This is a genomic window from Bacillus sp. NS1 (assembly GCF_058248265.1).
In genome coordinates this window covers 65,065-90,766 of sequence record NZ_JBZAZF010000004.1, presented here as the reverse complement: position 1 = coordinate 90,766, position 25,702 = coordinate 65,065, and the positions used below count along the sequence as shown (strand labels likewise).

The 25,702-nt window shown below is 45.4% G+C and carries 24 protein-coding genes; 15 read left to right on the top strand and 9 right to left on the bottom strand.

Annotation, left to right across the window (positions count from 1 at the left end; translation table 11 throughout):
• Positions 1–28: 28 nt before the first annotated feature.
• The gene (locus tag AC4CV5_RS16155) at positions 29–4,423 is read right to left on the bottom strand and encodes a multifunctional 2',3'-cyclic-nucleotide 2'-phosphodiesterase/3'-nucleotidase/5'-nucleotidase (protein ID WP_490923257.1); all 4,395 of its coding nucleotides are present in this window, start codon (positions 4,421–4,423) and stop codon (positions 29–31) included.
• 243 nt (positions 4,424–4,666) lie between these two features.
• Here AC4CV5_RS16155 and yfkM point away from each other — a divergent pair, with 243 nt between their 5' ends.
• Positions 4,667–5,185, top strand: coding sequence for a general stress protein 18 (yfkM, locus tag AC4CV5_RS16150; protein WP_490923255.1), 519 nt, complete (start codon positions 4,667–4,669; stop codon positions 5,183–5,185).
• Between the two features lie 37 nt (positions 5,186–5,222).
• Here yfkM and AC4CV5_RS16145 read toward each other — a convergent pair whose 3' ends face one another.
• Together AC4CV5_RS16145 and AC4CV5_RS16140 are read right to left on the bottom strand one after the other, a co-directional pair.
• Positions 5,223–6,422 carry an MFS transporter gene (locus AC4CV5_RS16145; protein WP_490923254.1) on the bottom strand — a complete coding sequence of 400 codons (1,200 nt, stop codon included), beginning with the start codon at positions 6,420–6,422 and terminating at the stop codon, positions 5,223–5,225.
• Positions 6,423–6,633: 211 nt separating this feature from the next.
• Positions 6,634–6,849 carry a DUF1128 domain-containing protein gene (locus tag AC4CV5_RS16140; RefSeq protein WP_003223104.1) on the bottom strand — a complete coding sequence of 72 codons (216 nt, stop codon included), beginning with the start codon at positions 6,847–6,849 and terminating at the stop codon, positions 6,634–6,636.
• A gap of 201 nt (positions 6,850–7,050) precedes the next feature.
• On the opposite strand from AC4CV5_RS16140, the gene yfkJ reads away from it, so the two are divergent.
• From yfkJ to AC4CV5_RS16125, 3 genes are read left to right on the top strand one after another with little or no spacing between them, the layout of a single operon-like run.
• On the top strand, positions 7,051–7,521 hold the full coding sequence (gene yfkJ / locus AC4CV5_RS16135) for a protein-tyrosine-phosphatase (protein ID WP_326222830.1): 471 nt from the start codon (positions 7,051–7,053) through the stop codon (positions 7,519–7,521).
• A 17-nt stretch (positions 7,522–7,538) separates the two neighbouring features.
• Positions 7,539–7,859 carry a hypothetical protein gene (locus AC4CV5_RS16130; RefSeq protein ID WP_166853903.1) on the top strand — a complete coding sequence of 107 codons (321 nt, stop codon included), beginning with the start codon at positions 7,539–7,541 and terminating at the stop codon, positions 7,857–7,859.
• 22 nt (positions 7,860–7,881) lie between these two features.
• On the top strand, positions 7,882–8,709 hold the full coding sequence (locus tag AC4CV5_RS16125; protein WP_166853902.1) for a YihY family inner membrane protein: 828 nt from the start codon (positions 7,882–7,884) through the stop codon (positions 8,707–8,709).
• Between the two features lie 201 nt (positions 8,710–8,910).
• Here the strand turns inward: AC4CV5_RS16125 and AC4CV5_RS16120 are convergent, their stop codons facing one another.
• A complete protein-coding gene (locus AC4CV5_RS16120; protein WP_166853901.1) occupies positions 8,911–10,086 on the bottom strand; it encodes an MFS transporter in 1,176 nt (391 codons plus the stop codon).
• Between the two features lie 167 nt (positions 10,087–10,253).
• Between AC4CV5_RS16120 and cax the strand changes: the two genes are divergently transcribed.
• Positions 10,254–11,309: a calcium/proton exchanger gene (cax, locus tag AC4CV5_RS16115; protein WP_166853900.1), complete on the top strand. Its 1,056-nt coding sequence runs from the start codon at positions 10,254–10,256 to the stop codon at positions 11,307–11,309.
• Between the two features lie 70 nt (positions 11,310–11,379).
• The gene (locus AC4CV5_RS16110) at positions 11,380–12,174 is read left to right on the top strand and encodes a YfkD family protein (RefSeq protein WP_490923253.1); all 795 of its coding nucleotides are present in this window, start codon (positions 11,380–11,382) and stop codon (positions 12,172–12,174) included.
• A gap of 38 nt (positions 12,175–12,212) precedes the next feature.
• On the opposite strand, the gene mscC is transcribed toward AC4CV5_RS16110, so the two are convergent.
• A complete protein-coding gene (mscC, locus tag AC4CV5_RS16105; protein WP_490923251.1) occupies positions 12,213–13,055 on the bottom strand; it encodes a mechanosensitive ion channel protein MscC in 843 nt (280 codons plus the stop codon).
• Positions 13,056–14,177 (bottom strand): radical SAM/CxCxxxxC motif protein YfkAB, encoded by a 1,122-nt coding sequence (yfkAB, locus tag AC4CV5_RS16100; protein ID WP_222143796.1) that lies wholly within the window; start codon positions 14,175–14,177, stop codon positions 13,056–13,058. It lies immediately after the preceding gene.
• Positions 14,178–14,322: 145 nt separating this feature from the next.
• Here yfkAB and AC4CV5_RS16095 point away from each other — a divergent pair, with 145 nt between their 5' ends.
• Together AC4CV5_RS16095 and pdaA are read left to right on the top strand one after the other, a co-directional pair.
• Entirely contained in the window at positions 14,323–14,508 is a 186-nt protein-coding gene (locus tag AC4CV5_RS16095; protein ID WP_003223132.1) for an SE1561 family protein, read from the top strand.
• 100 nt (positions 14,509–14,608) lie between these two features.
• The gene (gene pdaA / locus AC4CV5_RS16090; RefSeq protein ID WP_166853897.1) at positions 14,609–15,400 is read left to right on the top strand and encodes a delta-lactam-biosynthetic de-N-acetylase; all 792 of its coding nucleotides are present in this window, start codon (positions 14,609–14,611) and stop codon (positions 15,398–15,400) included.
• A gap of 37 nt (positions 15,401–15,437) precedes the next feature.
• On the opposite strand, the gene AC4CV5_RS16085 is transcribed toward pdaA, so the two are convergent.
• Together AC4CV5_RS16085 and corA are read right to left on the bottom strand one after the other, a co-directional pair.
• Complete coding sequence (locus AC4CV5_RS16085) at positions 15,438–16,298, bottom strand: NAD(P)-dependent oxidoreductase (RefSeq protein ID WP_490923249.1); 861 nt, start codon at positions 16,296–16,298, stop codon at positions 15,438–15,440.
• 100 nt (positions 16,299–16,398) lie between these two features.
• A complete protein-coding gene (gene corA, locus AC4CV5_RS16080; protein WP_166853895.1) occupies positions 16,399–17,358 on the bottom strand; it encodes a magnesium/cobalt transporter CorA in 960 nt (319 codons plus the stop codon).
• Positions 17,359–17,475: 117 nt separating this feature from the next.
• On the opposite strand from corA, the gene AC4CV5_RS16075 reads away from it, so the two are divergent.
• Positions 17,476–18,339 (top strand): DNA-3-methyladenine glycosylase family protein, encoded by an 864-nt coding sequence (locus AC4CV5_RS16075; RefSeq protein ID WP_490923248.1) that lies wholly within the window; start codon positions 17,476–17,478, stop codon positions 18,337–18,339.
• 32 nt (positions 18,340–18,371) lie between these two features.
• Here the strand turns inward: AC4CV5_RS16075 and AC4CV5_RS16070 are convergent, their stop codons facing one another.
• The gene (locus AC4CV5_RS16070) at positions 18,372–19,370 is read right to left on the bottom strand and encodes a hypothetical protein (RefSeq protein WP_373924100.1); all 999 of its coding nucleotides are present in this window, start codon (positions 19,368–19,370) and stop codon (positions 18,372–18,374) included.
• 189 nt (positions 19,371–19,559) lie between these two features.
• Between AC4CV5_RS16070 and rlmD the strand changes: the two genes are divergently transcribed.
• The 6 genes from rlmD (at position 19,560) to acoA (ending at position 25,702) form a co-directional block, all read left to right on the top strand.
• Positions 19,560–20,960 carry a 23S rRNA (uracil(1939)-C(5))-methyltransferase RlmD gene (gene rlmD / locus AC4CV5_RS16065; protein ID WP_490923246.1) on the top strand — a complete coding sequence of 467 codons (1,401 nt, stop codon included), beginning with the start codon at positions 19,560–19,562 and terminating at the stop codon, positions 20,958–20,960.
• A 381-nt stretch (positions 20,961–21,341) separates the two neighbouring features.
• On the top strand, positions 21,342–22,325 hold the full coding sequence (locus AC4CV5_RS16060) for a tRNA dihydrouridine synthase (protein WP_166854707.1): 984 nt from the start codon (positions 21,342–21,344) through the stop codon (positions 22,323–22,325).
• Positions 22,326–22,583: 258 nt separating this feature from the next.
• Entirely contained in the window at positions 22,584–23,156 is a 573-nt protein-coding gene (locus tag AC4CV5_RS16055) for a GNAT family N-acetyltransferase (RefSeq protein WP_490923244.1), read from the top strand.
• 144 nt (positions 23,157–23,300) lie between these two features.
• Positions 23,301–23,753, top strand: coding sequence for a DUF6884 domain-containing protein (locus AC4CV5_RS16050; RefSeq protein WP_166853888.1), 453 nt, complete (start codon positions 23,301–23,303; stop codon positions 23,751–23,753).
• Positions 23,754–23,783: 30 nt separating this feature from the next.
• Positions 23,784–24,473 (top strand): YfjL-like protein, encoded by a 690-nt coding sequence (locus AC4CV5_RS16045; protein WP_248602551.1) that lies wholly within the window; start codon positions 23,784–23,786, stop codon positions 24,471–24,473.
• Positions 24,474–24,700: 227 nt separating this feature from the next.
• Positions 24,701–25,702, top strand: a complete 1,002-nt coding sequence (gene acoA / locus AC4CV5_RS16040; RefSeq protein WP_166853886.1) for an acetoin:2,6-dichlorophenolindophenol oxidoreductase subunit alpha — start codon at positions 24,701–24,703, stop codon at positions 25,700–25,702.

The following is a 25,702-nucleotide window of genomic DNA, read 5'->3' as shown; positions in this document are numbered from 1 at the left end:
AGCTGCTCGCTTAACGAGCAGCTTTTTTTTATGCCTGATTCGCTTTATTCTGTTTTCTTCTCTGATGTAAGTACAATGCCGTTCCGAGCGCGCTGATCAGAAAACCGGCCAAGAGGATCGAGTACATGGATGTAGCTGTGTCCGGAAGCAAGCCGCCGGTAGGGCTGTCCGTTCCTGATCCACCTGATCCGTTTCCTCCAGAGCCGTTTGTCGGTTCGGTGCCAGGAGGTGTATCATTTCCTCCTCCGTTTCCATCAGTCGGCTGTTTTCCGCCTGGTTTGTCGGAGCCTCCGCCATTGCTGCCGTCATCACCGCCTGTCGGCTGATCGGACGGAAATGCCGGCGGTTTGTTGTTTTCACCGGAATTTAGGATCGTGTATTCGCTGAAGTGGTTTGTATATCCTGTCACGATATCATCGTCAACTGATCCGTTTTCTGTCTTTGTGAAAGCTTTCTTTTTCCGGTCGACGTGGTAAATGGCAGGGTTATGAGCTTCTTCAATATCAAACATGCGAAGCGAAAGCTGAACGGGCTCCTTAAATGATTTTATTTCTTTTCCTTTTTGTTTTACTGTAAAGTCATATACATCTCCAATGGACACGTCCAATTCACCGGTAGATTTGATTCCAATTGCAGTGTCTGCGGTTTTGAGGTTCGCCATTGGCAGTTTCATGCTGTACCAGTAGTTGAAGACCGTCAATGAAGGATCTGACTCTCTTTCTTTCAAAAGTTTGATCTGATCTTTATTTACTTTAAGATTGATAGGTTTCTCTTGAGATCCTTCGGATGTTTCATAATAGACAAACGGGGTGTTGGCATTTTTAGCATAAATCGCAAATTTGTCTTCATCGAGTGTCCAACTGCCGTTCTTCTGCTTTGTCGGCAGGAATATTTCCTTGATGCGTCCTTCGATTTTAGGAGACACCTTGTTTCCTAGTTTTTTCAGCTGTTCGGTGAAAATCTCGTAATCAACGTAGCCAAGGTCTTCACCATGGGATGCCTCCGTAAAGACAGAGTATCCGTCTCCTCCGGCGCCGACAAAATTATTCGTTGCCACGCGGTAGGTATTGTCAGGATCAAGATTAACTGTTTTTCCGTCACGCGATTCCAATTTGACTTCAAGAACACGGTGTCCAGGTTCCTTGTTTAATGTAAACGTATACTGGATTCCGGCCACCTGAGGGAAGGCGCCGCCTCCGTTTTCCACATTGCTTAAACCTTGTTCAAGAGCTTCTTTAATTTGTTTTCCGGTCAAATCTGCCACATAAAGCGTGTTGCCGAAAGGCATCACGTTCAGCACCTCGCCGAGTGTGATATCGCCTTTGTCAATTCCGGCTCTGATGCCTCCGCCATTTGTGATCGCGATTCTGGCGCCGGCTGCTTCTTTCGCTTTTGCAAGCATGCCGTCCGCGATGAAGTTTCCGAGGTTCGTTTCCTTCGTTCGCACATGCTCACGCTGGCCGTCAAGCGCCACATCCGTGTAGCCGACTTTTTCATTTTTAACGTCCTCTAATTCATTTTTGAACTGATCAAGCTCTTTTTTTGCTTCTGCGTTTTCTTCTGTATGTTCATCAATTGGCAGCACGTTCAGATTTGATTTGTCTGTTTGCACAACGCCGTTTTCATCAAATACGACATCGACACGTCCCAAGTATTGGCCGTATTCTTTTGCCTGCGCTACAATCGTCGGCTCTTCGTCGTTGTTCACGATCTCCATTTTGTCAACGAGGGTATGGGTGTGTCCGCCGATGATCAAGTCAATGCCTTTTACTTTTTTGGCCAGCTCAAGATCGCGGTTATGCCCGATATGGGTTAAAGCGATAATTTTGTTTACTTTTTCTTCTTCCTGAATCGTTTTGACAGTGTTTTGCGCTGTTTCAAAAGCATCATGAAATACGATGCTTTTGCCCGGGCTTGATGTGGTGGCAGTATCTTCGGTTGTCAGTCCGAATACGGCGACTTTCTCACCGTCAACATCTAACAGAATGTAAGGGTGGATGCCGGGCTCTTTCTTTTCACCTGCCGTAAAGGTTTGCGGCTTTTTGACATATGGTGCCAGCTTAGGCTCATTTGACACATCTACGTTAGCGCTGACGAACGGAAATTCAGGTGCTTCAAAGTGATAGCGGTTCGCCGGGTCGACGGTTGTGCTGTTTCCGCTGAGAAAATCAGAAAGCACTGTCGGCCCTTTATCAAACTCGTGGTTTCCGAAGGTCATGGCGTCATAGCCCATCATGTTCATCAATTTCAAATCGGCTAAACCGTTCCATTTTGTGAAATACAGGTCGCCGGAAAATACATCTCCCGCATCAAGGAGAATATTGTGGTCTGTTTCGTTTCGTACTTCGTTGATTTTCGTCATTCGTCTTGCTGCGTCATCAAGGTGAGCATGCGTATCATTGGTGTGCATGACAGTCAAATCCCACAGTCCGTCTTTAGGAGGCTCAGGGTTTGAATCATCGTCAAATTGCAGCTTGTACATTCCATAGCCTTCATTCGCCGACTCGCCTACATAAGCAACATCGTCTGCTTTATCGGCAAATGGCTTAGCCAAAAGCGAGGATTCAAACGTTAAATTCGTGCCGGAAACAGGCGCGATTGACCAGTTGTTGTCTGCTTTTGGATTGACTGTTTTTTGTTCAATAATGTAATCCATCAGCACCTGTCTGTTTTCAACCGCGGAGCCGTGGACAATCTTATCGCTCGTCAGGTGTGGAAAACCGCCGCCTCCGGACCCACGATAATTATTGGTGACGACGAGAAATTCCTGGTTCGGGCTGATTGGTTTGCCTTCATAGGAAAGGTTGATGATCCGGGATGAATTCGCGTTGATCACTTTTCCGCTCTCATCGTATTTCGCCGGTTTTGTCACATCGACCTGATATGTGACACCGTCAATCACATCAAAATTATAGGAGCGGAAATTGTCATTCAGCAAGGCTTGATCGCCGCCTTTTGATGGATCAATCTCATTGAATTGGCCTGCTGACATCTCAAGCCAGTCCTTAACCTCGCTTCCAGTCAGTTTGACGATCTGAACGGTATTGTCGTATAGATACAAGTCACCGACATTTTTTATGGCAAGATCTCCGGCCGGAATGTTTGTATAGTAATTGGCTCCGTTTCTGCCGCCTGCTTTAAACGGCGCTCCAGCCGACAAAATTGGGAGGTCCTTGTACTCGGTATCCTTCATTTCCTTTTCGGCGTACCATTTTTGCGCGTCAGTCACGATCTGAATGGAAGGGTCATCCTTGACCTGTGCAAAGAAGCTATTAATATCGGCTTCTGTTTTGCCGACTGGTTTTCGGACATATTCCAATGTATTTTGGTGTGTTTGCTGAATGGTGTTTGTAACGGTTTCGTTTCGGGATGTGACAGTGCCGGCAATCGATTCAATACTGCCTTTGGAATCTGCCACCTTCCATGATCCGTCCGTTTTTTCGAGTTTAAGGTCAATCACGCCTAAGTATTTGCCCCAGCTGCTCGGCATGACGACAGGAATGCCGTTAATCGTTCCTTTTTCAACATCGAATTGAGAAACACCTGCATACTCAGCGGAAGGAAACAGTCCGTGCTGATGGCCCGAGATAATCGCGTCAATGCCTTTCGTTTTGGTGGCAAGATCAAACACGGCGTTTTCTGCTCCTGACGATTGCGCCTGCTTTTCAATGCCGGAGTGGGCGAGGGCAATGATGACATCTGCGCCTTCCGCCTTCATTTTCGGGATCGTTTCATTGGCGGATTCTACGATATCCTGCACCTGAACCCGCCCCTCAAGATTCTTTTTGTCCCACGTCATGATTTGCGGCGGGACAAAGCCTATGTAGCCAATCTTCACTTTCTGCTCATTGCCGTTTTCGTCAGTGACGGCTTTTTCTTTTATGACATACGGCGTATAACGGTTTTCACCGCTTGTTGTTTTGACGTTGGCATTTACAATCGGGAAATCGGCTCCTTTGATCGTGCCATCTAGAAAGTCGAGCCCATAGTTGAATTCATGGTTCCCCAGTGTGCCGGCATCGTATTTCAGCGCATTCATGACGCTGATGATGGGATGGGTTTTCGCGCCGGAGATAATGTCATCTTTTTCATATTTCACCGCGTATTCGCCCAGCGGATTCCCTTGAATCAAGTCGCCGTTATCAACGAGCAGGGTGTTTGGGTTTTGCTCGCGGTGCTTTTGGATCAGCTGTGCTGTTCTTGCCAGCCCGAAATCCGTTGTCTCTTTGTCGCTGTAGTAATCGTAATCCATCATGTTGGCATGAATATCAGTCGTGGCCAAAATACTCAGTTGTACCTGAGGAGCCGCGCTTTCTTCTGCATGAATGGGTGGTGTTGGGAGGATTAGGCTAAATATCATAATTGGGGGCAAAAGAATACGGAGAATGTTACCGACGTGTGTTCGTCTTTTCTGTATTCTCACCAGTTCTCCACCTTTCAACGAAATTTGTGTTACAGCTACTATTGTAAGAATATTTTGTAACTATTTGTAGGTGTTTCTTTATGATTATTGTAAAAGGGAGAAAAATGAGTATTATGTAATAGTATCAAACGACATATGCTGGGTATTTTTGCTTATCGTTTGTTCAGATCTGCGGAATGTTTACTTTAGTGTGGCTGGGGTAGAGTGTTTTATGTAGTCATATTAAGCGGGAGGTTATGAATGATGGGGAAAAAAATTGCAGTTGTTTTAACAGATTATTTTGAGGACAGCGAGTACACTGAACCTGCGAAAGCATTTAAAGAAGCGGGGCATGAACTGACCGTCATCGAAAATGAAAAAGGAAAAACAGTAAAAGGCAAGCAGGGGAACGCGGAAGTGACAGTTGACGCGTCCATTGACGACGTCAACCCTTCAGACTTCGATGCGCTTTTGATTCCCGGAGGATTTTCACCAGACCAGCTTCGCGCTGACGACCGTTTCGTCCAGTTTACCAAAGCGTTTATGACTGACAAGAAACCGGTATTCGCGATTTGCCACGGCCCGCAGCTCTTAATTAATGCGAAAACACTCGATGGCCGAAAAGCGACAGGCTATACATCGATTCGCGTAGATATGGAAAACGCGGGTGCCGACGTTGTGGACCAGGAAGTGGTCGTTTGCCAGGATCAATTAGTCACAAGCCGCACACTGGATGATATTCCGGCGTTTAATCGTGAATCGTTGGCATTGCTTGAGAAATAAGAAAAACGGACGCCTAGGAGCGTCCGTTTTTTGTTGATTACAGCCTAGCATCTGCCGGAGCACCCGTCAGTTTCTTGTACCTGTAATACAAGAAGGCGGCTGCAGCTGTGCCGATGACGGCAATGCAGAAGTCAAACATAAAGATATGGGCGATGCCTCCCGCTTTTGCGATAAGCCCGGTGGCAATCGGCAGCACAATCGACGCGATGCTTGAAGCGGTGGCTACAATTCCGGTAACGGTTCCTTTTCGCTTCCAGAAAAGCTCTGTCATTAATGTAATGGTAATTTGAAACACACCCGCGGTTGAAAAGCCTAAGAAAAAGGCGGTGATGCCGAGCACAACCGGCACATGAACCGTCAGCATGACTGCAAGCGTACATAAAGTAATAACAGGATATAAGAGCGTAATCATAACGGGCTTTACCCATCTGTTCAGCAAAACGGCTAATAGTAAAACGGATGTCAGAGATCCTATGCTGTAATAGCTCAGCAATTGCACGGATGCTGCTTCAGCTAAACCGGCTGCATTTTGCGCGTAGCTCGGAAGCCAGATTTGAGAAACCGTAAATAATGCCGTGGATGTAAAACCGATAATGATCAATGCGGTGCCTTCTTTCTGAAAAACGGGTTCAGACAAGAAAGCGGGAGACTCTTGTTGGCCGCTGTTAGTTGGTTTCTGTCTCTTAGGAAACGAAAGCGTTGATAGATAAACGATATTCAGCGCATAGACTGCTGCCGGCAGATAAAAAGCAAAACCGTAAAACAGGCTGTTGTCTGCTAAAAAAGTGATGAAAAGCGGCAAAAGTGCGGCCCCGACAGACATAAAGGCTTTGACCAGAACATTCGCCGAGCCGGAAGCAGCCGGGAAGAGCTCGGTTAGTGCCGGATATGTTCCAGCATCCATCGCTGAATTTGCGACTCCGGCTAATAAGGCAAACACAAACGCCAGTTCATAGCTCGGTGATAAAGGAATACCGACTAAAAAGACGGCCATAATTCCAGCAGAGGCGACCACAAGCGGCTTTCTGCCGATTTTATCTGATAAAACGCCAGAAATGCCGTATGTCAGCAGCTTGCCGAAGCCGATAGCGGCAATGACATAACTGATGCCGGTTGGGTCCGTATTCCATTGTTTCGTTAATGAGGACATATTGGACGCGAGAATGATGTTGACCATCCCCAGAAAGAAGTAGTTGATATACATTCCGGATGCTGTTTTGATAGGTGTCGTTTGCATGCTTGTACTCCTTCAAATCTTATTCGAACTTTGTCATCACAGGCATTCTTTACCGGTCAAATAGCGTAAAGCGAGGGCGCCCTGCCACAGTATCATGTTTGGCAGCCTGTATCTTCCGATTGCAAAAATAAAGTGAATGACGCCTGTTTTAAGGAAATTTGGTTTTGGGACAATGATAAAAAAGACTCGCCGAGTTTTCGGCCAGTCTCATTTATTTACGAAGTGAGGCTAGTTCTTGAGCAATCGCCTGCATTTCACTAGGGCTGAATGATTGTTTTTTCATCACCATGCTGTGAAGGTATGTGAGGTCTTCGATCTTTTCATCACTGAAATCCTCCGCTTTAATCACGCCGACGTTCAGCATGTTCAGTTTTTGGGAAATCTCTTCAATCATTTGAGTTAATGTTTCTGTATTTGGGCTGGACAAATGGTTCCATCCTTTCTTTACGCGATATTCGGTATGTTTATTTTAACAGAATTCGATCAGAAAAAAACCCTATTCTAATAGCTGCTGTTGATTTCAAAAAAGTGGAGACATCAGTTGAAAAGGAAATGAACATCCTACTAAGATATTCATGAAGGTTTCTTTTTAAAGAAATATGGGCAAAGAATAGGGAGGTTGCACAATATGATCAGCGTGTTATTTGTTTGTTTAGGAAACATTTGCCGGTCTCCGATGGCAGAAGCGATTTTTCGGGACTTGGCAGCCAAAAAAGGATTAGAGGGGAAAATCAAGACGGACTCAGCCGGTATCGGCGGCTGGCACATCGGCAATCCGCCCCATGAAGGAACGCGGGAGATATTGCAGAAAGAAGGAATCAGCTTTGAGGGCATGCTGGCGCGGCAAGTCAGCGAACAGGATCTGGCCGATTTTGATTACATCATTGCGATGGATGCAGAAAATATCGGGAGCCTCAGAAGCATGGCGGGCTTTAAGAACACGTCGCATATCAAAAGGCTGTTGGACTATGTTGAAGATTCAGATCTGGCTGACGTTCCCGATCCTTACTACACAGGGAACTTTGAAGAGGTCTGCCAATTAATCAAATCGGGCTGTGAGCATCTGCTTGCATCCATTCAAAAAGAAAAACAATTGTGAGTGAAAGGAGAATTTGCATGAACAACGAACGTTTAATGTTGAAAGGGATATTTCTCGGAGCTGCGGCAGGTGCGGCGTTATCACTGCTCCATAAGCCGACAAGACAGGCATGCGGCATGAGATGGCTGACATGCAAGCATAAACTTTCACTGTACAAAAGCAATCCGGAGCTGTTGAAAAACACCGTCATCACAAAAATGGATGAGGCCAAGAAGCTGGCCCAAACGCTGTCAGATGAAGTCGGTTTTGTGAATCAGCAGGTGAAAGAGCTGAAGAAAGCTACACCGCAAGTGATGGAGCTCGTACAAGAAACGAAAGAGCATTTTTCAAAAAAATGATAAATAGGCGAGGTGAGACGACATGAATTTTTTGAAAGAGCTTTTCAGCAGATACACCCTTCATGAAGGGCAAAGCAAATCAGCGGAACTGGCGTATTTCTTTCTATTGTCGTTGTTTCCGTTTTTGATTTTTATGCTGACGCTCACCGCGTATCTTCCGATTTCTACTAATGATGTTCTGGGAGTTGTAAAACAATATGCTCCAGACAGCGCGATGTCCCTCGTTGAATCCATTACCCAGCAAACCTTAAATAATCGAAATGGCGGCTTGCTGTCATTCGGGATTATCGCGGCTTTATGGTCTGCGTCTAATGGAATGAACGCCATCGTCCGATCATTAAACCACGCGTATGAAGTGGAGGAAAACCGCTCTTTTATCATTGTTCGTCTAACCTCAATTTTTCTGACAATTGCCATGGTATTTACGATTTTAGTGGCCTTGCTACTGCCGGTATTCGGCCGGGAGATTGGAAGGCTCGCTTCCGACTTTGTCGGCGCGTCGGATCTGTTTCTATCGATTTGGGCCGCAATTCGCTGGGGTGTCAGCCCGGTCGTGCTGCTGATCGTTTTTTCCGCCCTGTATGTGATTGCACCGAACAAAAAACTGTCCCTTCGGTTTGTCATGCCGGGTGCGGTGTTTGCGACCATCGGCTGGATCGTTGTCAGCACTCTGTTTTCGTTTTACGTCAGCACATTTGCCAACTATAGTGCCACATATGGAAGCATCGGGGGAATCATCGTCCTGATGATTTGGTTTTACTTGAGCGGCATTTTAATTATCCTTGGGGGAGAAATCAACGCTCTTTTACATAAACGTAAAAAGCTTCCTGATGAAAATCCCTACAATTAGCGCACTCTATAAAGGAACTTCGGTTCAAAATGAAGTCGGGGGGCTATCGTGATGACCAAGCATACGAAAAAAGGCGGAAGCCATAACAAACAAAATTCGAAAAGCAAATCGAGCCATAAAACAAGCGGAAGCGCCAACGGACAAAACGGCTACCATTAGCACAAAAGCCTCCTGACGTCATGTCAGGGGGCTTTTTGATGATTAGGAAGATGAAGAATAGGTTTCGGCTGGTGACCAGCTTTTCGGTTTGCCCAGCACAAGGGCCAGCCACACACCACTTAGCGTGAGGGTAATGAAATAAAACAAGTTTGCGCTTTCAAATGTCTGCATATACCAGCCGCCGGCAATTGGGCCGAGGATGCTGCCGAGACTGAATGTAATGCCGCAAAGCAGGTTACCCGCCGGCAGCAGGTGAGGCGGAAGCAGATCTGTCATATAGCTGATGCCAAGTGTAAAGGTTGATCCGACTGCCATTCCCGCAATAAAAAAACAGCAGCCGATGACGTAAGGCAAAGGGAAAACACCAGCGATGAAAAAGCACAGTGCCCCTGTCAGCAAAATCACAAGCAGCACATTCCGCCGCCCGTATTTATCGCTGAGGATGCCGAGCGGAAACTGAAAGATTATGCTCCCAATCGCAAATGCGGGAAGAATCAGTGCCACTGCATCTACAGATATCCCCAAACGGAGCGCATACACCGGAAAGCTTCCGTTTAGTGCTGTCTCCAGAAAGCCGTAGCCAAATGTAGGCATAAAGGCAACCCATCCAAACAGCATGGCTTGATAAAACCGCTTGAAACTATTGTCTAATTTGGTTTCGTGAGGACTGGTTTCCGGGTATGCATTTTGTAGAAAGAAAACAAAAAGCCACGCAAACAGACTGAAGCAGCCGGACACAATAAAAGGCAGCGCCGGGCTCAGCTTGACTAGCGGAACCATGAACGGGCCCGCGGCAAAGCCAAGGCCGAAGGAAAGCCCGTAAATAGACAAATTTCTTCCGCGATTTTGTTTTGATGACATGGAGGTCACCCACGTTTGCGTAGAAAAGTGAAGCATGTGGTCGCCAATTCCGATAAACAAGCGAAGCAGGAACCAGATCCAAACCGACTGAAGCCAAATAAAACCGAACAAGCTTACAATCACAATGCTCCCGCCAATGACGATCAGCGGCTTGAATCCAAGCTTTCTGAGCGGCGCTTCCATAAATGGCGAGGCCAAAAGCACGCCGATATACAGTCCGGTCGCGTGCAGGCCATTGATGGCGGCCGATTCCCCATTTGTTTCAAAAATGATCGAGATGACAGGCAGCAGCATGCCTTGTGAAAACCCGGAAATGGAAACGAGCAAAACAAGGATAAAGAAATGAAATCGTGACATCGTGTTTTTCTCCTTATGTGGAATCTATGTTGATCGTACAATGATTTCCAAAAGCAGGCAACATGAAAAAAGCCTATACCACAGGTAAACATTTGAACTCGTGTAATCATGATGATTTTTGTGAAGAATAAAAATAAAACAAGTCATATAAAAGGAGTCATTTCACCATGAATCGTATCTTTTTTATTTTAGTAGCGGCTGGGATTCCGCTTTCTGTGATCGGCAGTTTCATGCATTGGCCTTCTGCCATTCTCTTTGCAGTGTATTGCGTAACGATTATCGCACTTGCAAGCTATATGGGGAGGGCGACAGAATCGCTGTCCATCATCGCAGGGCCGCGGATCGGAGGGTTGTTGAACGCCACCTTCGGAAATGCGGTTGAGCTGATCATTTCCATTTTTGCATTAAAGGAAGGCTTGACCGGGATCGTGCTTGCCTCTTTAACCGGTTCAGTGCTGGGGAACTTGCTGCTGGTAGCGGGCCTATCGTTTTTTGTCGGCGGTTTAAAATTTAAGCGGCAGGAATTTAATATCCATGATGCCCGCCATAATTCCGGTCTTTTGATTTTTGCCATCATCGTCGCTTTTGTGATTCCGGAGGTATTCTCCGTTGGTATGGGTGACGTGAGCAAGCTTAATTTAAGCATCGGGATCAGCATCATTTTGATTCTGTTGTATGTGGCTGCTCTGTACTTTAAACTCGTTACACACCGCGGTGTTTATCAGCCGAACAATGCCGCCCAGCATGTGGAAGAAGAGGAGCCGGAATGGTCAGGCAAGGTTGCTACGATTGTCTTGTTTGCGGCAACGATTGCCGTGGCATACATATCGGAAAATCTGGTGCACACATTCCACTCGGTGGCTGAACAGTTCGGCTGGAGCGAGCTGTTTATTGGTGTCATCATCGTTGCGATTGTCGGTAATGCCGCGGAGCACGCGTCAGCCATCATTATGGCCTATAAAAATAAAATGGATATTGCGGTTGAAATCGCAGTCGGCTCGACGCTGCAGATTGCTATGTTTGTCGCGCCGGTTCTCGTCATCTGTTCCATCTTTTTCCCAGTAAGCATGCCGCTAGTGTTTACACTGCCGGAGCTCGTTGCGATGGTATCAGCCGTTCTCTTGATGATCGCCATTTCGAATGACGGCGATTCCAACTGGTTTGAAGGAGCGACACTGCTCGCCGCCTATGTCATTATGGCGATCGGCTTTTTCCTTCTATAACCTGAAAAAATGATGGATAACAACAAAGCGGGATGAAAAGACTAAGGGAAAATGCCATAGAAAGAGTGATATGATGAAAAAGCTATTTCATTCCACACTTATTGTGTTGTTATTCTTTAGTTTTTTCGACGTTCAGCCCATCCACGCGAAAAAGCAGTTTAAGGTTCCTAATTCTGTTGCAAGCATCTCGAAGGAAAACACGTATCCGAATGCTTCACAGGATCAGCCGATGCTTCAGCCGAGCAAGCTGGCAAAGGAATTACTCGATCATTCTGAGGTGAAGATTGAAAACCCGCACCTTATCAAAATGCTGAATGAATCCAACATATCCGGCACACCGCTTGCGGTCGGCTACCGGGCAACAATATTTCTCGGGAAATGGGCGCTCGGCTATGAATCAAATGAAACAGTTGCGAACTGGGAATATAAAAAAATCAACACAAACCGCGCAGATAACCGCGGCGGGAAAGAAACGGCTGAAATGCATTATGCCCAAGAACAGCAATACAAAGTAAAGGGCGGCCTGACAGCTAAGGTTCCAAATGCGGAAGATGTCAAAAGCATGATCATGCTGAAGGCGATGAAAAAAACGAACCTTCCGCTTGCATTTGATACAGTCGTTGGAGCGGGTACAAAGCGGGATCAAATTTATAAAGTCGCTCCTAAAAAACTAGGTTATCTAAATGCATATGCACCTGCTGTGAATGAAAAAGGAAAAGTGACTTACGGAGAAGTATACTTAGTGTTGAAAGGGAATAAACGAAAACTTGTCGTGAAAAATGTCACGTCACAGGGAATCGGAGCCTGGATTCCGGTACAAGACCACGTCACATTTAGCTTTCAGCTTTCCTCGCAGCCAAGATAAACAAAAAACTGATTCCAACTTGGAATCAGTTTTTTTATTTATTGCGTTCTTTCGATTCTGACCGCTTCCTCAAGCATTTGCACATTGTTTTGGTACAGCTGGCGAACGAGAACCCGTCTTACAGCAAGGCTGGCGCTGAAATAATCGTCATCTTTCACCATGCCTTTTACCGTAAATTCGACGCCGCGATTGATTTTATTCAATGCGGTGATCCCATGGATTTGAAACGGTTCTGTCGGATTGCCGAATTCATCCAGCTTCAATGAATCCCGAAGCTTTTCATTCAGAATGTCACATGCTTTCCCTAACACACTGTACACGCGGTCTGGATCTTCTTTAAAGCTGATGAGAAAGGATTCGGTAATCCGCATAAAATCGATATTATAGTTCTCTATCTGTCTGACCTCGCCGTTGCTGATGGTGAGCAGCTTCCCGCTCCATTCCCGGATTTGCAGCGAGCGAAGGCCGATTTCCTCCACAGTCCCGTTAAACAAATTGTTGACGGTGACATAATCGCCTTTGTGCAGCTGGCGTTCATAAATTAAGAACACACCCGCTAGCACATCCTTAATCAGCGATTGGGCGCCAAAACCGATGACGATACCGGCTACGCCAGCTCCAGCTAATATTTTGCCGAAATCATGGACAAATAAAGAAATAACGTAAAAGATAAAACCAATCGTCGCTGTATACTGGGTGACAGAACGGATAAGGCTTTCAATTGTTTTTTCTTTTCTTTCTTCGATAAAGTCAGTCCGTTTAAAAAATAGCTGTACCAGCCGGTTGATGATAAAGACACCGATCCAAAGGATAACGGCGACGAGGAGAATATCGACGATTTTATTCTGAAAAATCTCCGTGAGTGTTTCTTCCATCCGCATCTAACTCCTGGCTTGACGTTTTGAGAAATCTGTATCTTGATAATAACTGTTTTTGACGAGAACATTCGGCCCGAGGCATCGGACATTCGGACAGTGGCAATTCAGCTCTTTCGCAAGCTTGGTGTCTCTCCATTTTTCATAGGCGGAAGGGAGGCTGTCCGTCTGAATATTGCCAAGCGGCGGTGTATCGCCGAAATCGGTCACGATAATGTTTCCGTCGAAAATGTTCACATTCAGGCGGGAACGGCCGTCAGGATCATTTCTCACCGTGACGTTTTTCGCCGCGCGAAGCCGGCGAAGCAGCTTTTGATCGTCTTCGTTCTGACTGCAGGCATAAAACGGAAGTGTTCCGAACAGCATCCACGTATTTTCATCACGAATATCCAGCAAGCGGTGAATGGCCTGTCTCATCTCTTTCAGGCTGAGAGATTCAAGAGCGCTTGCGAAATCGCTCGGATACATCGGATGGACTTCGTGACGCTGACATTTCATATCTTCTGTGATTTGGCGGTGAATATGCTCGATATGCGGAAGTGTGCGTTTGTTTAGCATCGTTTCCGCAGATACCATTACACCGGCATCGACTAACGTGCGGCTGTTTTCGATCATTTTTTCAAAATAGCGCGCGCGCTGTTCGAAGGTCGGTTTTCTGTCCATCATCGCAAAACCGATCTCGGCAAAATCCTCCACTGTACCCCAGTTATGAGAAATATGCAGGACATCTAGATACGGTATGATCCATTCGTATCGATCAATATCAAGCGTCAGGTTGGAATTGATCTGCGTCCGCACACCCCGTTCGTGGGCGTATTTCAATAACGGAACAACATATTCCTTTACTGATTTTAACGAAAGCATTGGCTCTCCGCCTGTAATGCTGATGGATCTCAGACGCGGGATTTCTTCCAGCCGTTTTAACAGAAGATCTATTGGCAGAGCATTGGGGTCTTTAGGCTGCAATGTATAGCCTACAGCGCAATGCTCGCATCTCATATTGCACAGTGTCGTCGTTGTGAATTCAACGTTTGTCAGCTGCATGTCTCCATACTGGTCAACATCCATATAGGCTTCCCAAGGATCAAACTCAGGTGTAATCGGACGCAGCTTCGTGTTTTGTGTCATGACTATCTAACTCCTTTATAAATGGGGCATACTAACGCTGCCAACAGTTAATTTTAGACCTGATTAGTCAAGATCGCAAGTAGCGCAGTGATTGAAAAACGGCAAAAAATGAGCTACGATAATAAAAAATGAAGGGAGGAACAGAATGGGGAACGCCGTAAACAATAAGGATCAGCAGATTGATTATTTAAAGAACAGACTTGACATGTTTATGAACGTCATCGATTCATTAGACCCTGAAGCAACCGACGTTGAAGATATAGATAGGCTCATCAGCATGCTTGATGACCTGGAAGCCAAATATGAACGCTTTAAAAAAGACTGGGAATAAAACCGCGCGCCCGCCGCGGTTTTTTGTTTGGCATAAAGCGTCAGTATAAAACGAAGCGCCTTTCTGTAAAATAAGAAAAAATGCAGAAGGAGCGCTGGCCATGAAATGGATGTGTTCAATATGCTGTGCCGCCGTCTTGCTTGCCGGGGGCGCAGCACAGGCGGAAGCGGTGCCGAATGAGCCGATTAACTGGGGCTTTAAACGAAGTGTCAATCATCAGCCGCCTGATGCCGGGAAGCAGCTGAACAGTTTAGTTGAAAAATATGACGCATTTTATCTAGGCAATACAAAGGAAAAAACGATTTACTTAACGTTTGATAACGGCTATGAAAATGGCTATACGCCAAAAGTGCTTGATGTCTTAAAAAAACATCGCGTAACAGGAACATTTTTTGTCACAGGCCATTTCGTAAAGGATCAGCCTGAGCTGATTAAACGAATGTCAGATGAAGGCCATATTATCGGTAACCATTCCTTTCACCATCCGGATTTAACGACAAAAACGGCTGATCAAATTCAGGACGAACTTGATTCCGTCAACGAAGAGGTCTATAAAATTACAGGAAAACAGGACAATCTGTATCTGCGCCCGCCGCGCGGCGTGTTCAGTGAATACGTGCTGAAAGAAACGAAACGCTTAGGTTATCAAACCGTTTTCTGGTCGGTTGCTTTTGTTGATTGGAAAATCAACAACCAAAAGGGGAAGAAATATGCCTACGACCATATGATCAAGCAGGCGCACCCAGGAGCCATTTACCTGCTTCACACCGTATCAAGGGACAATGCCGAAGCACTGGATGATGCGATCACAGACCTGAAAAAACAAGGCTACACATTTAAAAGCCTTGATGATTTAATGTTTGAGAAAGAAATGAAGCTGCCGTCTTTGTAACGAGAAGAGCCTCTCCTTAAATGGAGAGGCTTTCTTATTATTTTATACATTTAATCAGTGCAGCCCAATCCAGATCTCCGAGCCCTTTTTCAATCCCGCCTTCAAAATGGCTCTTGGCCAGCTCGGCAAGAGGGAGGTTTGCAGAGACCTGTTTTGCGGCGGCGAGTGCCAGATTGGTATCCTTCAGCCCTAAAGACATTTTGAAACCGGCTGGCTCAAATTTCTGCTCGGCCATGATGGTTCCGTAATTTTGATAGACAGGAGAGCCAAAGAGCGCGCTGGCGATTTCTAAAAATTGTTTTTGTTCTAGGCCGTACTTTTCCATCAGTAAGAATGATTCAGATAATGCCTCAAGCATAGACACGAGCAAGAAATTGATGCTGATTTTGGCCGCATTTGCAGTCTTGCTTTCTTCGCCGACATCAAATACCTGCTGGCTTAGGCTGTCGAGCAGTGGCTTGGCGGTTTGCTTCGCTTCCGCCGGTCCGGCTGTTATGATGCGGAGCGCGGCTTTGGCGGCGGCGTCCGGTCTTCCGAGCACAGGAGCGGCGAGGAAGGATTGTTCTTTCTCCGCATGAGCCGCTGCGAGCTTTTCTGAGAACTCAACACTGATCGTGCTCATCGAGATGTGAATGCCGTTCTTGGCTAATCCTTTAATCAGTCCGTCTTCTCCGAATGTCACTGCGCTGACAGAATCGTCATCTGAAAGCATCGTTATGACAATATCAGCGGACTCTGCCGCCTGTCGCGGCGTGTCAGCTGCCTGTACACCTTCTGTTATAAATTCCTCCGTCTTTTGTTTCGTCCGATTATAAACAGTCAATTCATAGCCTGCCTGAAGCACGTTTCGGGCAATGGGCTGTCCCATATTGCCGAGTCCGATAACAGCGATTTTCAATCAGATCACTCCCTGAACATTTTTTCCATTATAAACAAAATGAACTTTATATGCATGGAAATCTGCTCGCCAATATAAAAAGAACAGCTTCACGCTGTCCTCATTTAAAAATTTTGAACCATCCTTTATGTAAAAACCATATCAGCATCCCGATCACAAGTGCGGCCATCAGGCCAAGTACAGCAAAATATCCGTATTTCCAATGCAGCTCCGGCATGTTGTCGAAGTTCATTCCATATACGCCGGCAATAAAGGTGAGCGGGATAAAAATGGTCGATACGATCGTCAGTGTCATCATAATTGCGTTCATCCGGTTTGAATTCAATGTCACATAGCTGTCGCGCAAGTCGGACGTCATGTCACGATTGGATTCGACAATCTCAGACAATTTTAACAAATGATCGTATATGTCGCTGAAGTAGGCTTTCGTTTCCCGCTGCTCTTTCACATGGTCAAGGCTTAAAATCCGATAGAGCAAATCACGCATCGGGATAATGGTCCGTCTTAGATGCAAAAGGTCTGTCCTGAGATCAAACACCTCGTTCATCAGTGTTCCGTACGTTTTGTGGGGCCGGCTTTCTTCAATTTCGTTCAGCCGGTCTTCAATTTTGTACACGAGCGGAAAATATTCATCAACAAGCTGATCCATAATCATATAAGAGATATGCCCGGGTCCTTTTTTTAATATCTCTGGTGAAGTATACAAACGCTCTCGGACTTTGGCGATACCGGGTGTTTCGTGTAAATGAAAGGTGACGACAAATCTTTCGCCTTGAAAAATATCGACTTCCTCCGTCTCGAGCGTTTCCTTATTCAGCGCATGAATCACGTAAAAGCGATACCCGTCATAATGGTCAAGCTTCGGCCGCTGCATATGCTGAAAGCAATCCTCAATAGCAAGCGGATGAAAATGAAAAAAATCTCTTAATAATGCCGTTTCTGTATCCTCCGGGCCGTATAAATCAACCCAGTACCACGCAATATCAGGCTGTTCCACTCGTTCGATCGGTATATTTTTCAGCAGCTGATGCTCTGTTGTAATTGCCGTAATGTTGATCATAAACAACCCTCCACCTGCCATTATATCATGCGGCCTTTATGAGAAAAGTATACGGTGTTCTCTGCCTATTTCAAGCGGCGTGTTATACTGAACAAAAACGGGAAAAGGGTGGATTGCATGTGGAAGGAAAAAGTATCTGTCACGCCTCCGTACCATTTTGACCGCGTGTTGGACAGACTGTCTTTAGATCCTCTCAATGCGGCAGATAAAGAAGCGCGGGAAATCCGTGTGCCGGTCAGAAACCAAGCGGGAGACGTGTGCATTGTGAAGGTACAGGCGTTAGGCCATGCGGATGAGCCTGAGTTTCTCGTCAGCGGAGAAACGGATCAGGAAGAGATGATGAAGGAAATAAAGCGGATTTTTCAATGGGAAAATGACTTGCAGCATGTTCTCGATCATTTTTCAAAAACAAATCTGTCCGCCATTTTTGAAGAGCACGCAGGCACGCCGCTGGTACTGGACTACAGCGTGTACAACTGCATCATGAAATGCATTATCCACCAACAGCTCAATCTTTCCTTCGCTTACACGCTAACAGAACGGTTTGTTCATGCGTTTGGCGAGCAGAAGGATGGCGTATGGTGCTATCCAAAGCCGGAAACGATTGCCGAACTCGATTATCAGGATCTGCGCGATCTGCAATTCAGTATGAGAAAAGCGGAATACGCCATTGATACATCAAGGATGATCGCAGAAGGCACACTCAGCTTATCAGAGCTGCCACACATGACGGATGAAGACATTATGAAGAAGCTGATCAAAATCAGGGGCATCGGCCCGTGGACCGTGCAAAACGTCCTCATGTTCGGCCTTGGTCGTCCCAATTTATTCCCGCTTGCCGATATCGGCCTACAGAACGCGCTCAAACGCCATTTTCAGCTGGACGATAAGCCGGCAAAGGATGTCATGCTGGCAATGAGTAATGAGTGGGAGCCTTATTTAAGCTATGCGTCTCTGTATTTGTGGAGAAGTATCGAATGAAGAAAGGCTGCCTTTTCGGCAGCCTCCTGAGATTAATCAAGCTTCACTGTAATGCTTTGGCCAGTATCGGCATTTTTAACAGGGGAAAACGCAATTTTTAATTGGTGAAGATCTTCCGCTTTTCCGCTGTACACAGCTCCTATCACACCCTCGTTTTCTGTGTGCGGTGCGAAAGCATGATCATTGTCTTTAAGGATATTATTATCAGCAACTGTCAGCTTTTGTCCGTCATCTGTTTCTACAGACTCGATACCCTGCCAATCAATTTGTGTGTCTCCTGTATTCTCGGCTTTATAGGTGATTTGAATGTATCGAAGCGGTTCAGAAACTTTTTGATCTGTCATTCTTTTAAAGAGCTTCAGCTGGTAAGGGGTGATATTTGTACGCGACAGCAATTTGACTTGGTCGACAGTAATCGTTAAGGGCTTCATTGCTGTCTGTTTCTGGACATCAGCAATTTTTTCTAGTGTAACAATTTCTCCATTGTCCTCGGTGGATGTTTCACCGGGCTTGGAAAGAATTTTTTTTCCGCTGTCTTGGCTTGAATCATCTGTTTCATTGTCTGTATCCAGCGGCTTATTGCTTTCCTGAATCAGCTGATTGTCAAGATCGACAAATCGAATGGTTGGTTCGCTGCTGTCATAATAAGATGAATGCTTATACAATGCGCGAAGAAACTGATCAAAGACAATAGCCAAGAGACCGTTTTCCATCGATTTTCCGTCTGAGTTGTTGAAGGTAACAACAACCGTATTGTTTTTTATTTCCACTTTTTTAACCACTTTTTCTCCATCGGAATTGGCTTCTGTCATTTTTTCAAATGCGCCGTTTAAATCCTTTTTGGAAATATGGATTTTATCCCAATCTTCTTTGGTAATACTGTTAAAGTCTTTTTTTAGCAAATCCAGATTTTTGCTTTCGTCTTCTGCCGTTTTTTCTGTTTTTGCAGAAGTCGCGGTGCTGTCGTTTCCGCATCCTGCTGCGCTGAATAGTAATCCTAATGCACAGGTAGCGGTTAGAAATTTCTTCATTTTATCCCTCTTTTATGTAATAGTCATAACTTGTATCGGCTGTCTTGCTAAATGGTTGAGTAAAAATGGAAATGTTTTTGAAAAGTATGAAGGAATCTAGGCAAGCGTGTTATACTAGAAAGATGTGAAAAAAAACATTTCACTTTCTGCCATCCGCAGAAAGCTTCATATAGAAACGGAGAGAACAACGTGAACCAACAAAAGAAACAGGCGCCCGTCGAACTGAAAGTCGGACAAACCTTTCCGCTGACGATTAAGCGTCTCGGCATTAACGGAGAAGGTGTCGGCTACTTTAAGAAAAAAGTCGTCTTTGTGCCCGGCGCGCTTCCCGGTGAAGAGGTTGTCGTGCAGGCTACAAAGGTTCAGCCTAAGTTTTCGGAGGGCCGCGTTAAGAAGATCCGCAAGGCGTCGGAGCACCGCGTGGCACCGCCTTGCCCTGTATACGAACAGTGCGGCGGCTGTCAGCTTCAGCATCTTGCATACAGCCAGCAGCTTCGGGAAAAACGCGACATTGTCATTCAGTCTCTTGAACGCCATACGAAGTTTAAAGTAGAAAACATGGAAATCAAAGAAACGATCGGCATGGACAACCCGTGGAATTACCGCAACAAAAGCCAATTCCAGATCGGGCGCTCGCAAAGCGGCAGCATCATCGCCGGCTTATACGGCCTTGATTCTCATGACATCGTGCCAATTAAAGACTGCATCGTTCAGCATCCGGCAACTAACAAAACAACAGGCATCGTCCGCCGGATTTTGGAGGACTTCAATGTATCTGTTTATAATGAACGGAAACGAAAAGGCGACGTTCGGACTATTGTGACGAGAGTCGGCTTTGAAACAGGCGAGGTGCAGGTCGTGCTTGTGACAGCAAAAGAAACGCTTCCGCACAAGGAAGAAATCGTCAAAGCGATCCAGAAGCGCCTGCCAGAGGTCAAATCCATTATCCAGAATGTAAACGGAGCGAAAACCTCAGTGATTTTCGGTGAGAAATCAAAACCGCTCGCCGGACATACAGTGATCCAAGAGGTGCTTGGCGACGTATCATTTGAATTAAGTGCCCGCGCTTTCTTCCAGCTCAACCCGGAACAAACCGTCAAGCTGTACGACGAAGTGAAAAAAGCGGCGCAGCTGACCGGAAAAGAAAAAGTCGTTGACGCGTATTGCGGCGTCGGCACCATCGGCATGTGGGTAGCGGACGGAGCGAAGGAAGTCCGCGGCATGGACGTCATCAAGGAATCAATTGATGATGCCAAGAAAAACGCCAAAAAACACGGCATGACAAATGCCACCTACGTAACAGGAACAGCCGAGCACTGGCTCCCGAAATGGACGAAAGAAGGCTTCCGCCCGGACGTCGTCATCGTTGACCCGCCAAGAACCGGCTGTGACAGCACGTTCCTGGATACGATCAAAAAAGTCAAACCGAAACGTTTTGTCTACGTTTCCTGCAATCCATCCACGCTTGCGAAGGATTTGCAGGCGCTGTCGAAGGACTATCGCGTTGAATATATTCAGCCTGTGGATATGTTTCCGCAGACGGCTCATGTGGAAGCAGTGGCGAAGCTTGTATTGAAATCGTCTAATTAAAATAAACAGCTTCAATCAGACCCGGACCTCGGTAAAATAAACAATTCCGATTTTCGGGTCTTTTCCATGTGCAGCCCATTTATTGAGGTAGGGACGCAGAAACAAGTATGTGATGAGCCACCAGCTATTGTAAGAATACTTTCAGGAATATAAAGCAGAACCCTGATCATGTACCTAACCCTATGACTCAAACTGCCTTATCTAGTCGGTTTACTTTGTCGCTTTTTATGTGTTATTAGTAAAGGTTTAAATGTTCAAAATTTACTATAGTTTGATAAGAAGTGCTTAAGCATGCTATAAGTGTAAAAGAAGCATGTCAGCTTTTTAATTTTGGGATAAAGGTTTGGCTGTATCCCATCATGAAAGGATTTGAATTTGATTATGACAGATAATTTCTGGCGTGAATTACCACGGCCTTTTTTTGTACTAGCTCCAATGGAAGATGTGACGGATGTTGTATTTCGCCATGTCGTGAGTGAAGCTGGCAGACCAGATGTATTCTTTACGGAGTTTACAAACTCAGAAAGTTACTGTCATCCAGATGGAAAGGATAGTGTGCGTGGCCGTTTGACTTTCACGGAGGATGAACAACCAATGGTAGCTCACATATGGGGGGATAAGCCTGAAAACTTCCGCCAAATGAGTATTGGTATGGCGGAATTAGGGTTTAAGGGTCTAGATATTAATATGGGCTGTCCTGTACCTAATGTAGCAGGCAATGGAAAGGGAAGCGGCCTTATTTGTCGTCCTGAAGTTGCCGCAGAATTAATACAGGCAGCAAAAGCAGGGGGATTGCCTGTAAGTGTGAAGACAAGGCTTGGTTACACGGATGTAGACGAATGGCGCGACTGGCTGACACACGTATTGAAACAAGACATTGCTAATCTTTCCATTCATCTGCGCACAAGAGCGGAAATGAGTAAAGTGGATGCGCATTGGGAACTCATCCCGGAGATTAAGAAACTTCGTGATGAGGTGGCGCCAGATACACTATTGACGATCAATGGGGATATTCCTGACCGCCAAACTGGCCTGAAACTTGCTGAACAATACGGTGTTGATGGGATTATGATTGGGCGTGGTATTTTTACAAATCCATTTGCCTTTGAAAAGGAGCCGAAAGAGCATAGCAGTAAGGAATTGCTTGATCTCTTAAGGCTGCATCTGGATCTTCATGATAAATATTCAGAATTAGAAGCCCGTCCGTATAAGCCTCTTCCTCGCTTTTTCAAGATTTATCTCCGTGGATTCCGCGGGGCAAGTGAATTAAGAAATCAATGCATGAACACAAAGTCAACAGATGAAGTGCGTGCATTGCTTGATGACTTTGAGAGAAAGTATCTTGATGGGGTGGAGCAACAGTAGAAGTATCCCATTTGTGGACGTTAAACTGGTGTGAAAGGCTGTATTGAACCGGAGTATTCCTGCAGATTTTCATCACGGAAAAATTCGATAATCAGGGAGACATTCTGCCGGGAAGCTGTTGAAGTGGAGAGATTATCAATTGTAAGAATCAAGATAGCAGGGACAATTTTCCTTGCTATCTTTTTTTATCGAAAAAGATAAGATAAAATACATGGTAATAATAGGAGATGGTACGGATCCAATGAAGGGGGGGATTTGATGAAAGAATTTCCTATAATTGAAACAAAAAGATTATTGTTAAGAGAAGTTGAATTTGAAGATGCCAAAGATATGCTAACATATCTTTCAGATCAAGATGTTGTTAAGCCGATGGGGTTAGAACCCTTTGAAACAACTAAAGATGTTTGGAAAGAGATTAGGTGGTATAAATCCATATATGAAAAAGGTACAGGAATCAGATGGGGAATTACACTTAAAGATTCAGGCATAGTAATAGGAAGCTGTGGATTTCTTAATAGACTTGCAAAACATTATCGAGCTGAAGTTGGGTATGAATTAAGCAAAGATTACTGGAGAAAAGGAATCGTCAGTGAAGCATTAGAGGCAGTTGTCAAATATGGATATAACCACTTGCAGCTGGAAAGAATTGAAGCTCTTATTGAACCTTCTAATATCCCATCGATAAAACTAGTAGAAAAACAAGGTTTTAGCAGAGAGGGCTTGCTGAGACATTATGAATTTACTTGTGGTAAATTTGAAGATTTATATATGTATTCAATGATCAAAGAAGATTTAAAATCTGGTTTGGGAAAAGATAAATATGAACTTTAACTAATTCTCTATTGTGAGAAACTAACCGCGATCTGGAAAACAGCCTCCATTATTAGGGTTTTTGACCTGCGAAATGCAAAGGAGAAACTAAACAGGGCACTTGCTATTTTGATTATTATATGAAACAGAAATAGGGGGATAAAAATGAAACGACTATGCATCATCCCCTGCGGCAAGAAAAAAATATGGGACATCCATCCAGATACAGGGCCGGTAAGGGCGGAGGACGCTTATCTCAGCCCGTTTCATCAGGCGTGCGAGAGGTATGCAAAAGCATTTTTTGATGAATGGGTGATTTTGTCGGCGAAGCACGGATTCCTTCGGCCAGATGATATCGTTCCCGAAAATTACGATGTGGCTTTTGGAACCGAGCATTCGGAGATCATGACAGCAGAGGAGCTGCACCGCCAATTTTGCGAAAAAGGCTTTTCCGACATCGAAGAGCTTGTCATGCTTGGCGGGAAAAAATATCGAAGCGTTCTAAACGCCGTCATTGGCGAGCATCAGCATATTAGCTGGCCTCTGTCATCATGCAAAGGCATTGGCTACATGCTTCAAGCGCTGAACCGGGCTGTTGAAGAAAAGCATGAACTGTAGCACGGTACATGTGAAGAAAAGAGTGTGAACATGAAAAAACTTGTGGTTGGCTTGCTTGCTATTGCGGTATTCGGATGCGGACTATATATCTATCATGTATGGTTCGGTGATCCATTTTCGAAAAATGCCGCAGAGCAAAAGCTTATATCTTATGTGACACAAACCTATCCCAAAAAAGAAATCAAGATCATAAATGGGGTATATAACGCTAAAACCTCGGAATATGTGTTCCAAGCAAACACTCAATCCCATCGCTATCCAATGTGTACGAAGGGATTCCTCCATCCTAAAGTAACGTGCGATGGAATTGAAGAAGCGTATACCGAATCCGTAGCAAAACATCTAAATCTAGAAGCATCAAAAGAAATCGAAGCAGATCTGAAAAAGGCGGTTCCGCAAATCATAAAAGCTGACGCTGCTTTGAGCGTAGAAAACGGCCAGTTCACCTTAGAGACAAAATGGAACAAACAGCTGGCTGAAAAAGCGTCTATGAGCATGACGATTCAGTTAGATTCCAGCGGGTTATCAAAAACAGGTGCCGCAAAGATGGCGGAAACGGTCAGAAAGACGCTTAATGAAAAGGGATATACATATGCAAACGGCACGGTAGATTGTATGCAGAAGGACGCGGACGGCGGTTTCGGTTATGTCAAATATTCAGTTGATTTTCTTCCGAAAACAGCCATTCAGCCAAACGATGCAGAGGAATTAGGCAGTTAAAAGATTTCCGAGGAAATAAATACGTCGATCATTGTCAAAGACCGGGGTGCCCGGTCTTTTTTGTATGCAAGAAAACGAGACAGCTGGAACAGATCGAGACAAAATGAGACACCTGTCTCAAACTGTCTCCAGTGTAAAAATGAAAAGACTGATTTTTACGGGCTCCAAAGACTGGCACACTTCTTGCATTTATAAATATGAACCTTAAATAGAAGGAGGCGCACAAAATGGAATTGTTAAAACGAGAAGGCTTGTCATTAACTGAGGAGAAAGCGCTGTGGATGTACCAAAAGATGCTGGAAATCAGGGGCTTTGAAGACAAAGTGCATGAACTGTTCGCACAGGGAGTGCTTCCCGGATTCGTCCATTTGTATGCCGGTGAGGAAGCGGTAGCTGTAGGTGTGTGCGCTCATTTACATGATGGTGACAGCATTACAAGCACGCACAGGGGACATGGCCATTGTATCGCCAAAGGCTGTGATTTGGACGGCATGATGGCGGAAATTTTCGGGAAAGCGACCGGATTGTGCAAAGGCAAGGGCGGTTCTATGCACATTGCGGATCTCGATAAAGGCATGCTGGGGGCAAATGGAATCGTCGGGGGCGGATTTACACTTGCATGCGGATCAGCGCTCACCGCTAAATATAAACAGACTAAAAATGTAAGCGTTTGCTTTTTCGGAGACGGAGCAAATAACCAAGGCACCTTCCATGAAGGGCTGAACTTAGCGGCAGTATGGAACCTTCCTGTCGTATTTGTTGCTGAAAACAACGGCTATGGCGAAGCCACCCCTTTTGAGTACGCGTCAGCCTGTGATTCAATCGCCGACCGGGCGGCTGCTTACAACATGCCGGGGGTCACGGTGGATGGAAAAGATATTTTAGCAGTTTACCAAGCCGCCGAGGAAGCAGTTGAAAGAGCAAGAAATGGCGGGGGCCCGTCTTTGATTGAATGTATGACTTACAGAAACTACGGCCATTTCGAAGGGGATGCCCAAACCTATAAAACGAAGGATGAAAGGGCTGAGCACCTTGAAGAAAAGGATGCCATTCAAGGCTTTAAAAACTACCTTTTAAAAGAAACAGATGCCAATAAACTGTCAGACATTGAACAGCGTGTCAGCAAATCGATTGAAAAAGCTGTCTCGTTCAGCGAAGACAGTCCATATCCGAAAGAGTCAGAGTTGCTGACAGACGTCTACGTGTCGTATGAAAAAGGGGGAATGTGA

Excerpts from the sequence above, each read along its gene's own strand:
- yfkM (WP_490923255.1), top strand. The coding sequence starts at position 4,667 with ATGGGGAAAAAAATTGCAGTTGTTTTAACAGATTATTTTGAGGACAGC.
- AC4CV5_RS16145 (WP_490923254.1), bottom strand. The coding sequence starts at position 6,422 with ATGCAAACGACACCTATCAAAACAGCATCCGGAATGTATATCAACTAC.
- yfkJ (WP_326222830.1), top strand. The coding sequence starts at position 7,051 with ATGATCAGCGTGTTATTTGTTTGTTTAGGAAACATTTGCCGGTCTCCG.
- AC4CV5_RS16130 (WP_166853903.1), top strand. The coding sequence starts at position 7,539 with ATGAACAACGAACGTTTAATGTTGAAAGGGATATTTCTCGGAGCTGCG.
- AC4CV5_RS16125 (WP_166853902.1), top strand. The coding sequence starts at position 7,882 with ATGAATTTTTTGAAAGAGCTTTTCAGCAGATACACCCTTCATGAAGGG.
- AC4CV5_RS16120 (WP_166853901.1), bottom strand. The coding sequence starts at position 10,086 with ATGTCACGATTTCATTTCTTTATCCTTGTTTTGCTCGTTTCCATTTCC.
- cax (WP_166853900.1), top strand. The coding sequence starts at position 10,254 with ATGAATCGTATCTTTTTTATTTTAGTAGCGGCTGGGATTCCGCTTTCT.
- AC4CV5_RS16110 (WP_490923253.1), top strand. The coding sequence starts at position 11,380 with ATGATGAAAAAGCTATTTCATTCCACACTTATTGTGTTGTTATTCTTT.
- mscC (WP_490923251.1), bottom strand. The coding sequence starts at position 13,055 with ATGCGGATGGAAGAAACACTCACGGAGATTTTTCAGAATAAAATCGTC.
- yfkAB (WP_222143796.1), bottom strand. The coding sequence starts at position 14,177 with ATGACACAAAACACGAAGCTGCGTCCGATTACACCTGAGTTTGATCCT.
- AC4CV5_RS16095 (WP_003223132.1), top strand. The coding sequence starts at position 14,323 with ATGGGGAACGCCGTAAACAATAAGGATCAGCAGATTGATTATTTAAAG.
- pdaA (WP_166853897.1), top strand. The coding sequence starts at position 14,609 with ATGAAATGGATGTGTTCAATATGCTGTGCCGCCGTCTTGCTTGCCGGG.
- corA (WP_166853895.1), bottom strand. The coding sequence starts at position 17,358 with ATGATCAACATTACGGCAATTACAACAGAGCATCAGCTGCTGAAAAAT.
- AC4CV5_RS16075 (WP_490923248.1), top strand. The coding sequence starts at position 17,476 with ATGTGGAAGGAAAAAGTATCTGTCACGCCTCCGTACCATTTTGACCGC.
- AC4CV5_RS16070 (WP_373924100.1), bottom strand. The coding sequence starts at position 19,370 with ATGAAGAAATTTCTAACCGCTACCTGTGCATTAGGATTACTATTCAGC.
- AC4CV5_RS16060 (WP_166854707.1), top strand. The coding sequence starts at position 21,342 with ATGACAGATAATTTCTGGCGTGAATTACCACGGCCTTTTTTTGTACTA.
- AC4CV5_RS16055 (WP_490923244.1), top strand. The coding sequence starts at position 22,584 with ATGAAAGAATTTCCTATAATTGAAACAAAAAGATTATTGTTAAGAGAA.
- AC4CV5_RS16050 (WP_166853888.1), top strand. The coding sequence starts at position 23,301 with ATGAAACGACTATGCATCATCCCCTGCGGCAAGAAAAAAATATGGGAC.
- AC4CV5_RS16045 (WP_248602551.1), top strand. The coding sequence starts at position 23,784 with ATGAAAAAACTTGTGGTTGGCTTGCTTGCTATTGCGGTATTCGGATGC.
- acoA (WP_166853886.1), top strand. The coding sequence starts at position 24,701 with ATGGAATTGTTAAAACGAGAAGGCTTGTCATTAACTGAGGAGAAAGCG.